The sequence below is a fragment of the Brevibacillus sp. 1238 genome, from assembly GCF_029892995.1.
In the GTDB taxonomy this organism is placed as follows: Bacteria; Bacillota; Bacilli; order Brevibacillales; family Brevibacillaceae; genus Brevibacillus; species Brevibacillus parabrevis.
This window is the reverse complement of the sequence record NZ_JARXWC010000004.1, coordinates 178,470-194,289: the sequence shown is the minus strand read 5'-3', so window position 1 is coordinate 194,289 and position 15,820 is coordinate 178,470. Positions and strand designations below refer to the sequence as shown.

General features: G+C 50.6%; 19 protein-coding genes. 12 read left to right on the top strand and 7 right to left on the bottom strand.

Going from position 1 to position 15,820, the window contains the following annotated elements; genetic code table 11:
- Positions 1-18 precede the first annotated feature (18 nt).
- From M2298_RS11830 to M2298_RS11815, 4 genes are all read right to left on the bottom strand, one after another.
- Positions 19-675, bottom strand: coding sequence for an RNA ligase family protein (locus tag M2298_RS11830; RefSeq protein WP_122964533.1), 657 nt, complete (start codon positions 673-675; stop codon positions 19-21).
- Positions 665-1,624, bottom strand: a complete 960-nt coding sequence (locus M2298_RS11825) for an AAA family ATPase (protein ID WP_122964534.1) — start codon at positions 1,622-1,624, stop codon at positions 665-667. Before M2298_RS11825 ends, M2298_RS11830 begins: the two co-directional genes overlap by 11 nt.
- A gap of 173 nt (positions 1,625-1,797) precedes the next feature.
- A complete protein-coding gene (locus M2298_RS11820) occupies positions 1,798-2,058 on the bottom strand; it encodes a hypothetical protein (protein ID WP_167470298.1) in 261 nt (86 codons plus the stop codon).
- A 161-nt stretch (positions 2,059-2,219) separates the two neighbouring features.
- Entirely contained in the window at positions 2,220-3,230 is a 1,011-nt protein-coding gene (locus M2298_RS11815; RefSeq protein WP_122964535.1) for an NAD(P)/FAD-dependent oxidoreductase, read from the bottom strand.
- Positions 3,231-3,569: 339 nt separating this feature from the next.
- On the opposite strand from M2298_RS11815, the gene M2298_RS11810 reads away from it, so the two are divergent.
- The 6 genes from M2298_RS11810 to M2298_RS11785 all read left to right on the top strand — a co-directional run bounded on the left by M2298_RS11810 (position 3,570) and on the right by M2298_RS11785 (position 7,125).
- Positions 3,570-4,760 carry an NAD(P)/FAD-dependent oxidoreductase gene (locus M2298_RS11810; RefSeq protein WP_122964537.1) on the top strand — a complete coding sequence of 397 codons (1,191 nt, stop codon included), beginning with the start codon at positions 3,570-3,572 and terminating at the stop codon, positions 4,758-4,760.
- Positions 4,761-4,763: 3 nt separating this feature from the next.
- Positions 4,764-5,015, top strand: a complete 252-nt coding sequence (locus M2298_RS11805) for a hypothetical protein (RefSeq protein WP_122964538.1) — start codon at positions 4,764-4,766, stop codon at positions 5,013-5,015.
- A gap of 79 nt (positions 5,016-5,094) precedes the next feature.
- Positions 5,095-5,577: an NUDIX domain-containing protein gene (locus M2298_RS11800; protein WP_173597514.1), complete on the top strand. Its 483-nt coding sequence runs from the start codon at positions 5,095-5,097 to the stop codon at positions 5,575-5,577.
- A 153-nt stretch (positions 5,578-5,730) separates the two neighbouring features.
- Positions 5,731-5,892 (top strand): YuiA family protein, encoded by a 162-nt coding sequence (locus M2298_RS11795; RefSeq protein WP_167470299.1) that lies wholly within the window; start codon positions 5,731-5,733, stop codon positions 5,890-5,892.
- 196 nt (positions 5,893-6,088) lie between these two features.
- Positions 6,089-6,349, top strand: a complete 261-nt coding sequence (locus M2298_RS11790; RefSeq protein ID WP_063227416.1) for a YuiB family protein — start codon at positions 6,089-6,091, stop codon at positions 6,347-6,349.
- A gap of 158 nt (positions 6,350-6,507) precedes the next feature.
- A complete protein-coding gene (locus M2298_RS11785) occupies positions 6,508-7,125 on the top strand; it encodes a 3D domain-containing protein (protein ID WP_122964540.1) in 618 nt (205 codons plus the stop codon).
- A 75-nt stretch (positions 7,126-7,200) separates the two neighbouring features.
- Here M2298_RS11785 and M2298_RS11780 read toward each other — a convergent pair whose 3' ends face one another.
- Both M2298_RS11780 and M2298_RS11775 read right to left on the bottom strand, forming a co-directional pair.
- The gene (locus M2298_RS11780) at positions 7,201-7,968 is read right to left on the bottom strand and encodes a cobalamin-binding protein (protein WP_122964541.1); all 768 of its coding nucleotides are present in this window, start codon (positions 7,966-7,968) and stop codon (positions 7,201-7,203) included.
- 24 nt (positions 7,969-7,992) lie between these two features.
- Positions 7,993-8,469, bottom strand: a complete 477-nt coding sequence (locus M2298_RS11775; protein WP_063227419.1) for a divergent PAP2 family protein — start codon at positions 8,467-8,469, stop codon at positions 7,993-7,995.
- A 214-nt stretch (positions 8,470-8,683) separates the two neighbouring features.
- Here M2298_RS11775 and M2298_RS11770 point away from each other — a divergent pair, with 214 nt between their 5' ends.
- The 4 genes from M2298_RS11770 (at position 8,684) to M2298_RS11755 (ending at position 12,018) form a co-directional block, all read left to right on the top strand.
- A complete protein-coding gene (locus M2298_RS11770; protein ID WP_122964542.1) occupies positions 8,684-9,058 on the top strand; it encodes a DUF309 domain-containing protein in 375 nt (124 codons plus the stop codon).
- Between the two features lie 53 nt (positions 9,059-9,111).
- Positions 9,112-10,611, top strand: coding sequence for a leucyl aminopeptidase (locus M2298_RS11765; RefSeq protein ID WP_122964543.1), 1,500 nt, complete (start codon positions 9,112-9,114; stop codon positions 10,609-10,611).
- A gap of 22 nt (positions 10,612-10,633) precedes the next feature.
- Positions 10,634-11,065: a CoA-binding protein gene (locus tag M2298_RS11760; RefSeq protein ID WP_173597515.1), complete on the top strand. Its 432-nt coding sequence runs from the start codon at positions 10,634-10,636 to the stop codon at positions 11,063-11,065.
- A gap of 356 nt (positions 11,066-11,421) precedes the next feature.
- Positions 11,422-12,018: a sulfite oxidase-like oxidoreductase gene (locus tag M2298_RS11755; RefSeq protein WP_280648554.1), complete on the top strand. Its 597-nt coding sequence runs from the start codon at positions 11,422-11,424 to the stop codon at positions 12,016-12,018.
- A 480-nt stretch (positions 12,019-12,498) separates the two neighbouring features.
- Here the strand turns inward: M2298_RS11755 and M2298_RS11750 are convergent, their stop codons facing one another.
- Positions 12,499-12,963: a GNAT family N-acetyltransferase gene (locus M2298_RS11750; RefSeq protein ID WP_274874309.1), complete on the bottom strand. Its 465-nt coding sequence runs from the start codon at positions 12,961-12,963 to the stop codon at positions 12,499-12,501.
- 1,585 nt (positions 12,964-14,548) lie between these two features.
- On the opposite strand from M2298_RS11750, the gene M2298_RS11745 reads away from it, so the two are divergent.
- Together M2298_RS11745 and M2298_RS11740 are read left to right on the top strand one after the other, a co-directional pair.
- Entirely contained in the window at positions 14,549-14,821 is a 273-nt protein-coding gene (locus tag M2298_RS11745) for a hypothetical protein (RefSeq protein ID WP_141254198.1), read from the top strand.
- Positions 14,822-15,094: 273 nt separating this feature from the next.
- Entirely contained in the window at positions 15,095-15,820 is a 726-nt protein-coding gene (locus tag M2298_RS11740; RefSeq protein WP_122964563.1) for a response regulator transcription factor, read from the top strand.

Here is a 15,820-nt window from a genome sequence, read left to right as displayed (position 1 = left end):
AAGTCAGCCTATTCTGTGTTACTCCGCTTTTAACTGATTCGGCTCAACAGCCTTCGCCATCCAGTGCTGATCGGTTTGGACGTGATTTTTGCGGACGAACTTCGCTGCGCTGTATTTGAAGTCAGCGTAGGCGAAGGAAGCGGTGAGCCGGACGACATAGCCTTCCTGCTCGCCGCCAAACACGGATTGCCGCGTATAGCAGGCCCGCACCTTTTCCTCGTCCCATGGGCCGCGATAGAGCACAGGCGGAGTCTGCAAACCAAGAAGCTCTGCCCATTCCAATGTATCGTCCCAACTGAGGCAGACGTTGCGGTCATCCCAGACGGAAAACAGGTAGAAGTAGCTCGACAACTCCTCATAAAAAATCGAATGCTTGGCAAACACGTTCTCCCCGCAAATGCGATAGCCGGGTGGAAGGTGGTGGGCAATCGAGCCGTGCAGCATTTTGATCCAGTGGCGGGACGGATGGTCGCGGCTGTCGATCGAACGGGCGTGCAAGTAGTCGCGGTACAAGCTGGTGTTTTCTCCGTCCAGCTTTTCTGTCACGACAATTTCTTTTCCAACAAAATGCCGGGTATCTCGCAAAATCCGATCGTCGTCGGTTTTGCTCCGGGACCAGGGCAGGTGAAAGGTGCGCGGATACTTTTGATAGTGGCTCGTCGACTTATTTTCCATAGTGATCCGCCTCTTTGAAAAAGTATAGCTTCGTCAGCATGTCTGCCCCGACCAGATGGTAAATCTCCGACGCGCCTTCATCGCCGCCGTAGGCAATTTTCATGTGCATTTCGATCAGAGCGGCGGCCCGGAAGACAAGCTCGTCGGCAAATCCCAGCTCTTTCAGGAAATGAACGGCAATCTGGCTCGACACGTATTCGTGCCCGTAGTAGCTGCTGTGGCCTTTGGCTTGCTTGAAAACTTTTGTATACAATTTTCCCACGTCGTGAAACAGCGCGACAATTTGCATCAGCAGCTTGTCGTCCTCTTCGTAAAAAGTATTGACGTAATCGAGGACGTGGTACGTATGCTTGCACAGCGTGTGCTGATGGTGCGGGTTGTCTTGCTGAAAATCTTTCATTTGCTGAAAATAAGCGATTCCGGACAAGGCGGCAAACAGCTCGTCGTAGCCGGGTTCGCTTTGTAAAAGGGCGATAAACGCCTCTTTAGTCATCGGGTACGGCACAGGCTCATGCAGCAGGTGGATGGCGGCAAAGCCTTCCTGGTGCAAAGGAATATGCAAGTTTTTATGGTATTTGGCGAGAACCAGCTCATCCAGCTTGCGTTTTCTCGCCTGATTTCGTTGCAGGCAAATTTCAAACGGAGTGCTCACGTAGTAGCATTCCGCCGTCGCGTGCGGGAATCGCTTCAGTACGCTCATCCGCTTGTCCCGATCGACATTGGTGGCGTCGAAGACAACGTCGCTTCCTGCAGCCAACGCTTGCTCGATACGGGTGTAAACCTCGTGGAAAACGAGCGGATTTTTCCGGCGCTTGGCTTCATCCCCGAACAGCTCTAACCGAACGGCATCCGTGGACACGAGTGTCGCCCGTTCTTTTTTGGCGATCAGCCCGGCTGCGCGGGTTTTGCCGCTTCCGGGAATGCCCACCATCATGATGAATTTATTCATAAAATGACGCTCCCCTCAAAAAGTGGTTCCAATAGACGAGTGCAGGGGGTCGACAATTTAACCGATTACATGATTTTTCCGTCCTTTAACAAATAATTCCTTATAGTATAGCGTGTTTTTGCAAAAAGGGAAGAAAAAAATCCCGCCTCTGCCGTGGGCGATAGCGGGATTGCTTACAGCATGTCGGGTGTCCATTCTTGAATGGCTACCGTTTGTGCCAGCTGGCAAGTGCTGCACCAGCCGGTATGCAAGCACAGGTGCTTCTCGCGATCGGGGTAGCCGTTGTCCCATTTGGCGTCATCGATCTCCCGGTAAGGGCTGTAGTCGCCGTAAAAGTCGTACAGACGGCCTGCATCCGCAAGTGGCGTGTAGCATTGTGGGCAAGCTTGCGAGAGAGAAGCGAGCCCATTGCAAACCGGACAAAGATAATCCATGGTTTTCCCTCCAAAAACGTAAACGCTGGTTGTCGTTTTCTCTACTCTGCGTCAGAAGGAAAGCCGCTATGCATCCTGCCCGAAAGCTTCGCCGTCACGAAAAAATCCTTGCACCGCAAAAGAAAAGCGGCACAAGGATTGAATGCTTGCTGATTGTTGAATCAAGCTTTGAAGTTGTCCATGCTGGAGGAATGCCCTGGCTGCAATTTGGCATCCGGGTTGAAGTAGCCTACCGCATTGTTGACGGCCGTTGGCGCTTCCCCGAAGCCGACAGCAATCAGCTTGACTTTGCCCGGATAAGTCGCGATGTCTCCCGCCGCAAAAATGCCGGGAATGTTCGATTCCATGCGCGTGTTTACGACAATCGAACCTTTTTCCAGCTCCAATCCCCAGTTTTTGATCGGACCGAGCGAGGAGATGAAGCCGAAGTTGACGATGACGGCATCGACTTCCAGGTTGAGTTCTTCTTTCGTGGTGCAATTCGTCAGAGTCAGGCGTTCAATTTTTTCTTCTCCGTGAAGAGCGGATATTTCATAAGGTGTCGTGACGTTTACCTTGGACGACATGAGCATCTCTACGCTGTGCTCATGCGCACGGAACTTGTCTCTGCGGTGGATGAGATGGACTTCTTTGGCGATCGGTTCGAGCATCAAAGACCAGTCCAGTGCGGAATCTCCGCCGCCAATGACGGCGACGCGCTGCCCTTTGAAGGAGTTCAGGTCGGTGACGAAATAGTGCAGATTGGATTTTTCGTATTTGACGGCATCTGGGTGTTCCAGTCTGCGGGGTTCGAACGCACCTACGCCTGCCGTGATGATGACAGATTTTGCGTAGTGTACGCCTTTGTCCGTAGTGATTTCAAAAACGTCGTCCGCTTTTTTCTCTACGTTTTCCACTTTTTCTTCCAGACAAACGGTTTGCTGAAAACGTGAAAGCTGCTCCTTCAGGTTATTGATCAAATCTTGAGCCAATATCTTTGGGAACCCGGCTACATCGTAAATGTATTTTTCCGGATAGAGAGCTGACAGTTGCCCGCCAAGCTGGGGCATGCTCTCAATAATTTTCACACTTGCCTGCCTCATGCCACCGTAAAATGCAGTGAACAGTCCGGCAGGGCCTCCGCCAATGATCGTAATGTCGTAGATTTGCTCGTCCTTTTGCAGAAAATTCAATCGAAAGCACCTCCGAATATTCGAAAAACCGAACTCCTCACCCATTATAACCCAACAAAGGAAAGAAAAAAAAGCAGGGAAAAAAACGCCTCGATAGGCAAAAAACCCTTGCAAATCATGGTGGCAATCGATAAGATGAGGGTGACTGTAAAGAAATTGTCACATTTGTTTGTTTCTAAGTTTGTGCTTTTTTTCACAGGTTGGAACATATGACATAACAGGCAATTATTCCGATACGTCATTTTTTATTCACTTGGGCATCTTACTTGGTAACAGCCTACGTGAAATTTCGCACAATCTTCCTCTGGTTACCATTAACAATGAATGGAAGGGATACCGATGAGTACACCCAAAATCCTCATTCTTGGAGCGGGATACGGCGGCTTGCTGACCACGTTGCAGCTGCAAAAAAAGCTGAACTACAACGAAGCGGAAATCACGCTGGTGAACAAGCACAACTATCACTACATCACGACCTGGCTGCATGAGCCTGCTGCTGGCACGGCTTCTGCCGACCATGCGCGGGTGAGTCTGGAAGGAATCTTGAACCAGGACAAAGTCCAGTTCATCAAAGGAACGGTTCAGGCGATCGATCCGCAGGAGCAACATGTCACACTCGATAGCGGCGAAGTGCTGACCTACGATTATCTCGTGATCGGATTGGGCAGCGAACCGGAGACGTTCGGCATCGAGGGATTGAAAGAGCATGCGTTCAGCATTCGCAGCATCAACGCTGTCCGCCATATTCGCGAACATATCGAGTACATGTTTTCCAAATACAAAAACGAGCCGCATCGTACGGACTACCTGACTTTCGTTGTCGGGGGAGCGGGCTTTACGGGAATCGAGTTTTGCGGGGAGCTGGGCGACCGTCTGCCGGAGCTGTGCCAGGAGTTTGACGTGGACCCGGAGCTGGTCAAAGTATATTGCATCGAAGCGGCTCCATCTGCTTTGCCGGGCTTTGATCCCGAGCTGGTGCAGTACGCCATGGATGTGCTGGAGCGCAAAGGCATCGAGTTCAAAATCGGCACGCCGATCAAGCAGTGCACACCGGACGGCGTCCTTTTGGCAACCGGGGAAGAAATCAAGTCGAAAACGGTTGTCTGGGCAGCAGGTGTGCGCGGCAACAGCATCGTCGAAAAAGCTGGCTTCGAAGTCATGCGCGGCCGCGTCAAGGTAGATGAATATTTGCGCGCGCCGGGCTATGAAAATGTGTTCGTTGTCGGAGATTGCGCCCTGATTTTCAACGCAGAAGGCCGTCCGTACCCTCCGACAGCGCAAATCGCGGTTCAGGAAGGCGAGACGCTCGGAGAAAACCTCGCCGCGCTGATTCGTGGCGAGCTACCACAGAAGTTTGTCCCTCATCTGCAAGGAACGCTGGCTTCTCTCGGAAAAGGCGAGGGAATCGGCCAGGTCGGTTCGAAAAAGCTGTTTGGCAGCACAGCGGCGATGATGAAAAAGGCAAGCGATCTGCGCTATCTGTACAAAATCGGCGGGGTCGGCCTCGCCTTGAAAAAGGTAAAGCTGTAAGCGATGCGCCACGCGAGTATTCAGGTCAGAGGGCTTATGACCCGCGACGAAATGGAGCGGTACAATGCCATGATGGAAGTGGGCGCCTTTTTGGAAGAGCAAGGGCGGCACGACCTGGCTTGGCATGTCCAGCGTGAAATCGATATTCTCATCCTGCCTGCCATCGATCGGCTGAAGGAAAAAGGCCGCGAGAGGGATCGGGAAAATCTGCGCTACATGATTGACAACGGACTTTTGGACGACGATGATGAGTAATAGCTACCCCCGGTGAGCGAAACGCCGGGGGTTTCGTGTACATACGGTCAGGAAGGACAAAGCGAAAGGAAGCGAGCGAATGCGGGAAGGGAAAGTGTGGCTTGGCGCCTGCGGAATCGTCATCCGCGGCGAGGAGGCGCTGGTCGTCAAAAAGGCGTACAGCGGGTTGAAAGGGCAGTGGTCGTTTCCGGCCGGATTCGTACAGCAGGGCGAGACGGTAGACGAGGCAGCCGTGCGCGAGGTTTTGGAGGAAACCGGGATTGAAGCAGTCGTGCGGCAAGTAGCGGGTATTCGTTCCGGGGTCATTCGCGGGTCGATCAGCGACAACATGGTTGTGTTCTGGATGGACTATGTAAGCGGCGAACCGCGCCCGCAGGAGGGGGAAATCGTCGAAGCCCGATTTTTGCCGATTCCTGAGCTGATGGAAGATCCGCTGTCTTCTACATACTTGAAAATCATCCTGCCAGACTACACCAAACGGGAAAAAGGGATGGAAGGGCAATCCTATGAGATTGATCCTGTCTTTCAGTACACTTCCTATAAAATCTTCAAGCAAAGCTGAGAATGAAATAGCTAAGCCGCGATGTTTCCGCTTACATCGCGGTTTTTTCTGTTATATCGGAGAAAAACTGTGTTGTGAAAAAAGGCAGTGATCTGATATAGTTAGATACATCAAAATAATCTGAAAATACATGCAATTAACGAAGGAGCATGTATGGAGAAAGGGGAGCTCATCATGAGACATAACCAAGAACAATGCCCGTACTGCAATGGTCAAGGGTATTTCCAGCTGCTCCTGGGTGGCACGGAAAATTGCCCGAACTGTGAGGGCGTAGGAAAAGACGCTCATCAGGAGTCCGCATCCGCAAACAAATAGCCGATACTTGCCGTTGCATAGAGCAAGAGCCGTCAGAGAGCTGGCGGCTCTTTTCGTCTGCGCTTCGCAAGGCTGCACGTATTGACCTGTATCTGCCATTTTTGCTACACTAAATAGCGAAAATAGCCCGTCCTCCCTTGATTTGCCAACCAGCCTTGGCAAAAGCCGGAGGCGATGGCAGGAGGTTTGGCGGTCGATGAGCTTATTGCAATTTATGGTTTCCATCGTTTTGTTCACCGTGCTCGGTTTTGGCATTGGGTTTATTTTAAACATGATTTTGAAAACGACGTGGCTTCCGGTTGTGATCGCGGTCGGCGTGGTCGTTGGCGCCCTCGTTTATCAAAAAATCGTTCCGGGTGTCTGGGACGCGATCATTCTCGGCTGTGGAATGGCAGGCACAGTGGGCAGCGGCTGGACGATTGCCACCCTGCGCAAAAAAGGATACCGGATGTTTTAACAGGCGGAAAACAGGTCTTGATTCAGGGGCCTGTTTTTCTTTTTTTCATCGTTTGCCAAAGCGGGAACATACAGAATGTTTCTGAAATCATCCAAAATTTGTGTATAGTTTCCTCCTCTTCGGGACATGACTAGAACCGAGAGGAGGTTTACCAAGAAATGAATGGGAAGCAGTTTGTAAGTATCCTCGCATTGTTCGTCCTCGTTTTGACGGCATTTGCAAGCGACGGATACGGCTACAACGTGGTAGGAGACCATAATCTTTCATCCACATTCGGAATCAAGGAAACCAAAGAGGGGCAACGGGTCGTAAAAAAACGGACAGTTTCGGCCAGCTCACTCACTCAAGTCATTGATAAAGCGGATGTATTCCTCGACCAATATCCGAAAGTTCGCGTCGTCGCAACCGGATACTATGCCGGGTTTGAATCGACCGGAAAGAACCCGTCTGATCCGTCCTACGGGATTACGTATTCGGGCGTAAAGGTTCGCCGGGACGATTACTCGACGATTGCAGCCGATCTGCGCATTTTTCCGCTGGGAACGGTCCTGTACATACCGGGCTACGGATACGGGGTTGTAGCGGACAAGGGCGGTGCCATTCGTGGTCACAAGATCGACCTGTACTTCGAGACCAAGCAGGATGTGTTCACCCAATGGGGCAAAAAATCACTCGATGTATATATCGTAAGACGCGGGGAAGGGAAGCTGACAGAAGCCTTTCTCAACAATCTGAACCAGAAGGGCATCGCGGCAATGGCTGAAGTGGCAAACTAGAGGTTTGCTGCGAGACAATGGAAGACAAAAAAACGTTCAAGGCGATGTGCTTTGAACGTTTTTTCATGCCGTGATTTATGTATGAATCAGCTTCACGAGCTGTTCCAGGCCATCGAGTATGCGCGGAGACGGGCGGCAATAAAGCCCTTCCTCCAGCAGGTGAACCTGGTCTTTTTGAATAGCTGTCATCTGGCTCCACTCTGGACGGCTCGTGATCGTTTCCCGCTTGATGCGCTTCAGTTCGATGCCGCACCAGACGACGCAAATATGATCAGGATCGCGCTCTTGCACCATCTCTCTGGTCGCTTTTACATTGGCGACAGGGAAGTCGGAGAATACGTTGACAGCACCGGCTATCTCGCTGACATCGGTCAGCCAGTTCGTTTGTCCGGGCGTATAGATCGGGTTCGGCCACCATTCCCAATACAGCTTGGGACGCTGCGTACAGGAAGCCGTCTGTTGTCGGATGCTTTCTATTCTTTCGTCAAAATGGGCGGCAAGCTGTTCCGCTTGCTTGTGAAAGCCTGTCGCCTCGCCGACCAGTCGGATGTCAGCGGCGATTTCGCCAATCCTTTGCGGGTTCAGCACGATATGCGAAAGCCCCAAGGCTTGCAATGCCTCCACATTTTTTTCCATTCCGGGAACGCTTAGCGAGGCGACGACCAGATCAGGCTGGAGTGCAGCCACCCGTTCCATGTCAATGGTCAGATCGGGACCGACGCGCGGCAGGTGCTGCCACTCCAAAGGCCAGTCGGAGTGATCGTCCAGCCCCACCACGTGCTCATGCAGACCTAAATAATAGAGGATTTCCGTATTGCTCGGACAGATGGACACGATGCGCATGTGATTCCCCCCTGTGGAAACATCCTAAAAAAACGGCTGCACCAGCAATGCAATCATGATGCCCAGCCATCCGCCAATCAGCACTTCAATCGGCTGGTGTCCGAGCAGTTCTTTCAGCTTTTTCGCCTTTTCCTGGTTCGGGCGAACTTTTAACGATTTCATCCCTTCCAACAGGTGGTTAAATTCGTCCACCAGCTTGTTGAGGACGACGGCTTGCATGCCGGCATGCCGGCGAACGCCCGCAGCGTCGAACATGACGATCACGCCAAGAATGGCGGAGATAGCAAACATGTTGCTGGAAAAACCTTCACGCAGTCCCACTGCGGTCGACAGAGCTGTCACGGCAGAAGAGTGGGAGCTGGGCATGCCGCCTGTGCTGAGCAACAGGGACCACTGCCATGTTTTCGTTGCGAAAAAATGGAGGGGAATTTTGATAAATTGGGCGATTCCTATGGCAAGCAGTGCAGCCCATAAGGGGAAGTTTTCAAAAATATCCGCCACGGAAAATCCATTCCTTTCTACTGTGCGCTTCTCTAGATTATTGTAACAGAAGGGCGTTGTCTTAATCCGTGAAGTTTTCATTTGGATTTTAAGCGCTGCCAATCTGTGGTACCATAAGGAAAGCTCCTGCTAGAGGGTCAGCCTGCAAGCCGCAGGCACTTCTTATCTAGGTAGCTTTTGCCATCAAGCAGGTGGAAAACGGAGGTGTGCATCCATGGGCTATCCCGTGCAGTATTTGCAGTTCATTGAAAAATTCAATGAAGGGGAGTTCTACGAATGCCACGATCTGCTGGAAGACATCTGGATGGAGGACAAGACCGACAAATTTTTGCAAGGCATGCTGCAATTGTCAGTCGGGTTGTACCATCTTGAATACGGCAACTTGAAAGGCGCTCGCTGGATGTTTGGCAATGCGCGGAAGTATTTGTCCCGCTACGGACCCGTGCATTGGGGGCTAGACGTAGAGGAAGTGCTTCGTTACATAGAGGACTGCGAGGCTGTGTTGCCGGATCGCGATGCGATTCCGTATGCAGAGGCGAAAGCCATGACGTTTCCATCCTTGCGCTTGCATGTAGACACATCGTGTTAAAACACAAATGTGCCCATAATTGTATCCTATCACAGCGAAAGAGGGAAGAGTATATGGAAGTAACCGTAGAAAAACGCTCACAGCTTGTGAGCTACGTATGTGATGAGCTGATCGTGCCGCTCTGGAAAGGGGAACAGCTTTCCGAGGTGTACCCGGAACTGGAAGAAGCTTTCGCAGGCAGCCTCAGCGGCTTGCAGCAGGAAGGCGAAATCACGGGCGAGGCGAAAGAGCTGACAGTCATTCATGGCTTGAACCGGATTGCCGCGAAAAAGCTGCTCATCGTCGGCATGGGCGATCCGGCCAAATTTGACTTTGTCGCTGCACGCAACGCATGGGGCCGGGCAGCCAAATCAGTCGTGTCCAAAGGAAACGCGAAAAACGTCGCAATCGATTTGCCGACAACCGGGCATTTGAGTGCCGAGCGTCTGTCCCAGGCAGTGACAGAGGCGTTCGGTCTGGCAGAATACAATTATGAAGGCTATCGTCAAAAAGCGAAGCGGGAATTTGCGCCAATCGCCACTGTGCGAATCTTGGCAGCGGACGATGCTGTAAGCGCTGTACAGGCTGGCGTGCTGCGGGGGAATGCGCTCGTTTCCGGTACGAATCTGGCGCGTACGCTCGTCAATGAGCCAGCCAACTACTTGACGCCGCGCGCTCTGAAGGACGCCGCTGTCGCTGTGGCAGAGCGTTACGGCATGACCGTGGAAGTTCTGGAAAAAGCCAAGCTGGAAGAGCTGGGCATGGGCGGAGTTCTCAGTGTCGCAAAAGGCAGCGAGCTGGAACCGTACGTCGTAGCCGTCAAATATCAGGGAAGAAAAACGTGGGATAACGTTATCGGCCTGGTTGGAAAGGGCGTTACTTTTGACACGGGCGGTATTTCCATCAAGCCGGTAGCGGGCATGGAAGACATGAAGTCGGATATGGGCGGCGCGGCTGCCATGATCGGCGCGCTGGAATCGCTGGGCCAAATGAAGCCGGAAGTAAACGTGCTCGCGGTCATTGGAACAGTGGAAAACATGCCGTCGGGCACAGCATTCCGTCCTGGCGACGTGATCACGACCATGAGCGGAAAAACGGTCGAGATCATCACGACAGATGCGGAAGGCCGCCTCGTTTTGGCCGATTGCATTACTTATGCAAAAGAGCAAGGAGTGTCGTGCATCGTAGACGCCGCCACGCTGACAGGCGGAATCGTCGTTGCGCTCGGACATTACTGCTCCGGGGCAATGACGAACGACAAGGCGCTCATGGATGAGCTTTTGCAAGCAGCGGATGTTGCTGGCGAACGCCTGTGGCAGCTCCCGACCTTCGAGGAGTACCGCAGCCTGAACAAGAGCCGCTTTGCCGACCTGAAAAACTCGGGCGGACGTTACGGCCACGGCATCATCGGCGGCGTTTTCCTCCAGGAGTTCGTCGGCGAGACACCATGGGTACACCTGGACATCGCTGGCACAGCGTACACGGCCACAACGGGCGACATGCAGCCAGCTGGCGGTACAGGCGTCATGACGCGCACGATTGCCGAATTTGTAGCAAGCCGCAGCCAATCCTAAACACGAAAAGGAGTGCATTGACATGAGCCAAAATCCTAGCAACGAAGTTCGCCGCCAAATGTTGGAGGATGCGAAGACGATCGCTGTAGTAGGACTGTCCAACAAACCGGATCGCACCAGTTACATGGTCGCACAGGCCATGCAAAATGTCGGCTACCGCATCATTCCGGTCAACCCGGTTATTGCCGGGGAAACGGTACTGGGCGAAAAAGTCGTTTCCAGCCTGGCAGAAATCGATCAGCCTGTGGACATCGTCAACGTTTTCCGCAAAAGCGAAGACATTTTGCCTGTCGCAGAAGACGCCCTGAAAATGCAACAGAAGCCGAAAGTGTTCTGGATGCAGCAAGGGATTGCCAATGAAGAGGCGGCGAACCAAGTTCGCGCCGAAGGCATCGAAGTCGTGCAAGATATGTGCATCAAGGTAGACCATGCGCTGCTGCGCGTTGGCAAGTAAGATTTTTTCTTTTTGCTTCTCTTTGGAAGGCGGGGATGACGTCAAATCGTCATGCGCCCTATGACCTGAGCTAACACTCGTGTTGCAACGGTTGGTACAACGGGATGCTACCTTGCGAAAAGGCAAAGGGCCTCCGCTCTCACATGGCGGGGGTCTTTTTGCAGCATGAGCAGGTTCGGTTCGGGCTGGTTTTCGGGGGAAACGCGCTGGAGGCTTACTTGGTATGTGGTACGGCGCTGGCCCACGCTTTGCAGGCGCTGCACTTTTGCCGTCATTTTTTCTTGCACGTTATCGCTTTCGCTGGATATGATAAGAAAAAGCAGGACAAGCGGACAAAGACAGCAAGGAGTGGGCCTATGTTTATCCATCCATCGACAGACACCAAGCGCGACCGTATCCCCCCGAACCAGAAGCAGACGACGGGTTTTCCCGTACTTCACTACGGAGATGTTCCAGAGTACACGGACCTGTCCACCGAGTGGAACTTCCGCCTGTTCGGCTTGGTCGAGGAAGAAGTCACACTGACGTACGAACAAATGATGGCGCTGCCGACAGGCGAAGTGACGAACGACATTCACTGCGTCACAGGCTGGAGCAAGCTGGACAACGAGTGGCAGGGCATCCCGGTAGAAGAAGTGCTGAAGCTCGTGAAAATAAAGCCGGAAGCCAAGTACGTCATGCTGCACGCCGAGCACGGCTGGACAGTGAACATGCCTTTGGCCGACTTCACGAAAGCAGGCAACCTGTTCGCCAACAAACACAACGGCGAGAACCTGACCCCCGAACACGGCTGGCCGCTGCGCTTCGTCATCCCGCACCTCTACTTCTGGAAAAGCGCGAAGTGGGTGCGCGGCATCGAGTTTATGGAGAAGGACAGGCAGGGATTTTGGGAGAAGAATGGATACAACATGTATGGAGATCCTTGGAAAGAGCAAAGATTTGCTTGGGATTGATTGCGAAAAAGAGGGAGGCGAGAATTTCGCCTCTTTTTTTGTTGGGGAAGATTTTTCTTTTGTATGCTGCATGCCGATTGTTGCCACCAATTGCAGCGCCATAAGAAGGCGGTCCTGCTGAGCATCGATGGAGTGGCCTTCTTTTGCTTGCTCATCAGTTGAAACCCGAGTTTTTAGATCAGTCTATTGAGAAGTTCTGCTTTTTTCTTCTTCTGAAATATACGTTTTCGCCAAAAAAGAAATAGTTGGACCAGGAAATAAACAAAGATTACATCGTGGACAACTCCTACACTTGAAGCAACCAGGTCAATTGTTTCTTCTACATTCATAACTTATTCATCGCTTTCCTTGGTGGAAAAATGAGTTGACTGTTTTTGTTCTTGGATCACAACAAGACGCTCGATCTTACTTATGATTTCATCGTTTTGTAATAAGTTTCTTTTCATATAACGAACAGCAAAGAGAAGTAGGCCTCCACTTCTATTCAAGTGTATAGTCGTAGCGAATGAAGCCTTTATGATAGGCAATTTTGTCATAAAGAGCACGAGCAGTGAAATTATCCTGGCGGGTTTGCCAGTACAGCCCAGAAGCTTTTTGTTCTCGTGCAGCTTGAGCGACCCGTTCTATAAGGGCACGGGCCACACCATGTCCGCGAGCGGTTTCGTCAACGAAGAGGTCTTGCAGGTAGCACACATCTTCTTTCCAGACCGTAGGCTGAAAAACGTAGTGGGTGATACCGATCAAGTTGCCATGAAGATGCGCACCGAAACCGAATATTCTATCGCCAATGAGCAGTCGGTTCCAGATCGCATCGTATGCGGAATCTGGGAGCTCTGTCTCGTAAAAGGCTTTGTAGCTTCGAGCCAATACGTCCCAACGCTTTCGATCCTCTGCTCTTAGCGGAGTGATGTCAAGCATGAGACTTTTGTTCATGTTTTCAGCCATTTGAAAATCAAACCTCCTCGTGGTCACTATTAAAGATTTAATCAGCATATTATCACGAATCTTTCACTTAAACAGGTTGCAGAAAACCGTTTCTATACCAGGTCAGACGAGGGTTAAGCCAAAATGTACTTTTGTAGTTGTGATACTACTTGTGAGAAGGCTGGGAGGCACAGCTTCTTTTCTCCCAGCCTGGTTGAAAACATTAGCTAAAGAACTTCATGATTTGTTCAACTACCCGAACAGTGAAATATAGCACTCTCAAAACCCAATTAAAGCGTTCGAACAAATTTTTGATAGATTTAATCATAGTAATCACCTCCCTATAAATTGCGGAGGGCGGTAGAAGAAAACGATTAAGTTTTTCGGGAGGTAAGAAGCATGCAGAAGTATAGATAGGGAATTTTGCGAAAAATCAGAACGTTAGGCTCGCTGATACCGCTTGCATATAGTGATCAGGAGTTCTTCGGTGCGGTTTGTTGGCGCTACCCCGATCTTACTTATGGTTTCATCGTTTTCTAATAAATTTCTTTTCATATCACAAGCAGCAAAGAGAAGCACACAAATGGTTAGTGACAGAAATGCTTCTGAAAGAGGCATTCTAGCACTTCACACGACTGGTACAAACGTAGTCCAAGCGATAAAAATAACCCCTGGATTATCCCCGGGGGCTGTTGATGGATTACATGACTGTTTGAGTAATAACATTTGATTCGCCTTCGTTCTTGCCACCTGTAATGACAACTTTAAATAGATAAGTTTTTCCAGCCTCTAGCTGAGCAGCACGTACAGTATGCTTGGGAATCCCATTAACCGAGGCGGATTTAATTCCTAATGGCAGGTAAGCATCCTCCCAGGTTTCTCCATTGTCCGTAGACTGTAAGACTTTTTCAGATGCGGCGTCCTGTGGGACGGTGTAATAAAAATCGACAAATCTACCATGAGAAACATGCCAACCAGACCCAGAAATGACAACATCATCAATTGGTTTTATATCGCTATTCTCGCCTTATTTCCTTCTCTAATCGAAGGCATTTGAGCGAGCCTACACCGTGCGGGCGACTTTCATCGCACACGGCGTTCCATCAACAGATAAAAGAGAAATTTTACAACGGGCAACTTTAACATACGCCACGCCTTCAATGGTGTCTGCTAACGAAAGTTAACCCATTTGGTAGCGCTTCTAGAAATGAACCAAGTTAAATCAAGTATTACGTGTGAGAACTGATTGTAAAAATAAGGAGATCGGTAGACAGATTTTGAACAGATTGGGGAGGGACGAGTAAGCATGACAATCGAACATATTGTGGTTCTAATGTTTAACACCCAAATCCCTAACCTTAGTTAGGCGAAAATCTTGATCCTTTTTGTTACTCTATCAACGCCCGTTGTAAAAAGTACATGTCGCATCCGCTGATGGCACGCCGTATGCGTTGAAAGACGCCTGTACGGTGTAGGCTCGTTATACAACCGAGAGATAGAGAAGGTTCAAGACGAGACTAGCAATCATGCGCCAAGAGTGAACACAAATGCTTTTATTGGCCAGCGTGAATACTTTCCTGCAAACATTCCCGGGATGTATATGGTGGTGGGAATTAACGAAAAGCCGGAAAAAAGCTGGCTTATTGATGATGATGGGGACAGCTTGACTTACACAGTTTCTTCTAGTAATTCCACTATTGTGGACGTAGCAATCGGTCAGGAGAGTTTTACTGATATTAATGGCCAACCGAATACAAGTACAAGGATTCTGGTTACAGCAAAGACGCCTGGTGTTGCAGTCATAACGCTTACCGCAAATGATGGGAAAGGGGGAAGCGGATCGGTATCGTTTGAGTTGGAAGTAATCAATCCAGTTTAAGTTAAGCCCCATCCAAAAGGTGGGGTTCTTTTTTTGCGGATTGCGGATGCATGAATAGAGTAAGCTCTTTCTGATAAACGCCTCATGAACCGCTAATCACCCAGCATTCGTTGTCAACAGCCATTGCAGAGCCGCTCTGTGCTGGCTGTTTTTTTGCTTTTTCGACGGTTGTATTGCCTGTGTGAGAGGTCCACTCCATTTTTACGCAAATTCTATGCATCCTCTTTGCACCGGGCTATAATTTTCACGATGGAAATTTTAGGAGGGAGCATCATGCCGCACAGCATATTGTTAATAGAAGACGATACCCAGATCGTGGAAATGTTGCGTAATTATTTGGTCAAAGAAGGCTACGACGTCTCGGAGGCGTTTAATGGTTTGGAGGGGATTTCTCTGTTTCGGCAAAAGGCTTTCGATATCGTCATTGTCGATGTGATGATGCCGAAACTGGACGGCATCGAGGTAATTAAGCTGATCCGCGAAAAAAGTTCGGTGCCGATTCTCATCATGTCGGCGAAGGACAGCGATGTCGACAAGGCGATCGGGCTTGGATTCGGGGCTGACGATTATATCGCGAAGCCGTTTTCGCTCATTGAAGTGACAGCCCGAATCAAAGCGGCGATTCGTCGTGCCACGACGTATTCGACTGCCGGACAAATCGCCACCGAAGCAACAGAACAGGCGTCTGGAGCGGCCAGAGTGCTGACATTTGACGTGCTGCGCATTGATCTGGACAATTTTTCAGTGGCGAAAAACGATGTTGACCTGAAACTGACGGCCAAAGAATTTGAAATCTTGAAGCTGTTCACCACAAATCCGAATCGCGTGTTCACGAAAGCGCAGCTGTACGGTTTTATTTGGAATGACGAATATTACGGCGACGAAAACGTCATTAACGTCCACATCCGAAGGTTGCGGGAAAAAATCGAAGACAACCCGTCCGAACCCAAGTATATCAAGACGCTGTGGGGCATCGGCTACAAGTGGGAAGGCAACTGA

Coding starts and splice junctions, on each gene's coding strand:
- M2298_RS11820 (WP_167470298.1), bottom strand. CDS start 2,058: ATGGATTATCTTTGTCCGGTTTGCAATGGGCTCGCTTCTCTCTCGCAA.
- M2298_RS11755 (WP_280648554.1), top strand. CDS start 11,422: ATGTTTATCCATCCATCGACAGACACCAAGCGCGACCGTATCCCCCCG.
- M2298_RS11780 (WP_122964541.1), bottom strand. CDS start 7,968: ATGCGCATCGTGTCCATCTGTCCGAGCAATACGGAAATCCTCTATTAT.
- M2298_RS11805 (WP_122964538.1), top strand. CDS start 4,764: ATGCGCCACGCGAGTATTCAGGTCAGAGGGCTTATGACCCGCGACGAA.
- M2298_RS11785 (WP_122964540.1), top strand. CDS start 6,508: ATGAATGGGAAGCAGTTTGTAAGTATCCTCGCATTGTTCGTCCTCGTT.
- M2298_RS11825 (WP_122964534.1), bottom strand. CDS start 1,624: ATGAATAAATTCATCATGATGGTGGGCATTCCCGGAAGCGGCAAAACC.
- M2298_RS11830 (WP_122964533.1), bottom strand. CDS start 675: ATGGAAAATAAGTCGACGAGCCACTATCAAAAGTATCCGCGCACCTTT.
- M2298_RS11765 (WP_122964543.1), top strand. CDS start 9,112: ATGGAAGTAACCGTAGAAAAACGCTCACAGCTTGTGAGCTACGTATGT.
- M2298_RS11810 (WP_122964537.1), top strand. CDS start 3,570: ATGAGTACACCCAAAATCCTCATTCTTGGAGCGGGATACGGCGGCTTG.
- M2298_RS11795 (WP_167470299.1), top strand. CDS start 5,731: ATGGAGAAAGGGGAGCTCATCATGAGACATAACCAAGAACAATGCCCG.
- M2298_RS11790 (WP_063227416.1), top strand. CDS start 6,089: ATGAGCTTATTGCAATTTATGGTTTCCATCGTTTTGTTCACCGTGCTC.
- M2298_RS11740 (WP_122964563.1), top strand. CDS start 15,095: ATGCCGCACAGCATATTGTTAATAGAAGACGATACCCAGATCGTGGAA.
- M2298_RS11770 (WP_122964542.1), top strand. CDS start 8,684: ATGGGCTATCCCGTGCAGTATTTGCAGTTCATTGAAAAATTCAATGAA.
- M2298_RS11800 (WP_173597514.1), top strand. CDS start 5,095: ATGCGGGAAGGGAAAGTGTGGCTTGGCGCCTGCGGAATCGTCATCCGC.
- M2298_RS11750 (WP_274874309.1), bottom strand. CDS start 12,963: ATGGCTGAAAACATGAACAAAAGTCTCATGCTTGACATCACTCCGCTA.
- M2298_RS11760 (WP_173597515.1), top strand. CDS start 10,634: ATGAGCCAAAATCCTAGCAACGAAGTTCGCCGCCAAATGTTGGAGGAT.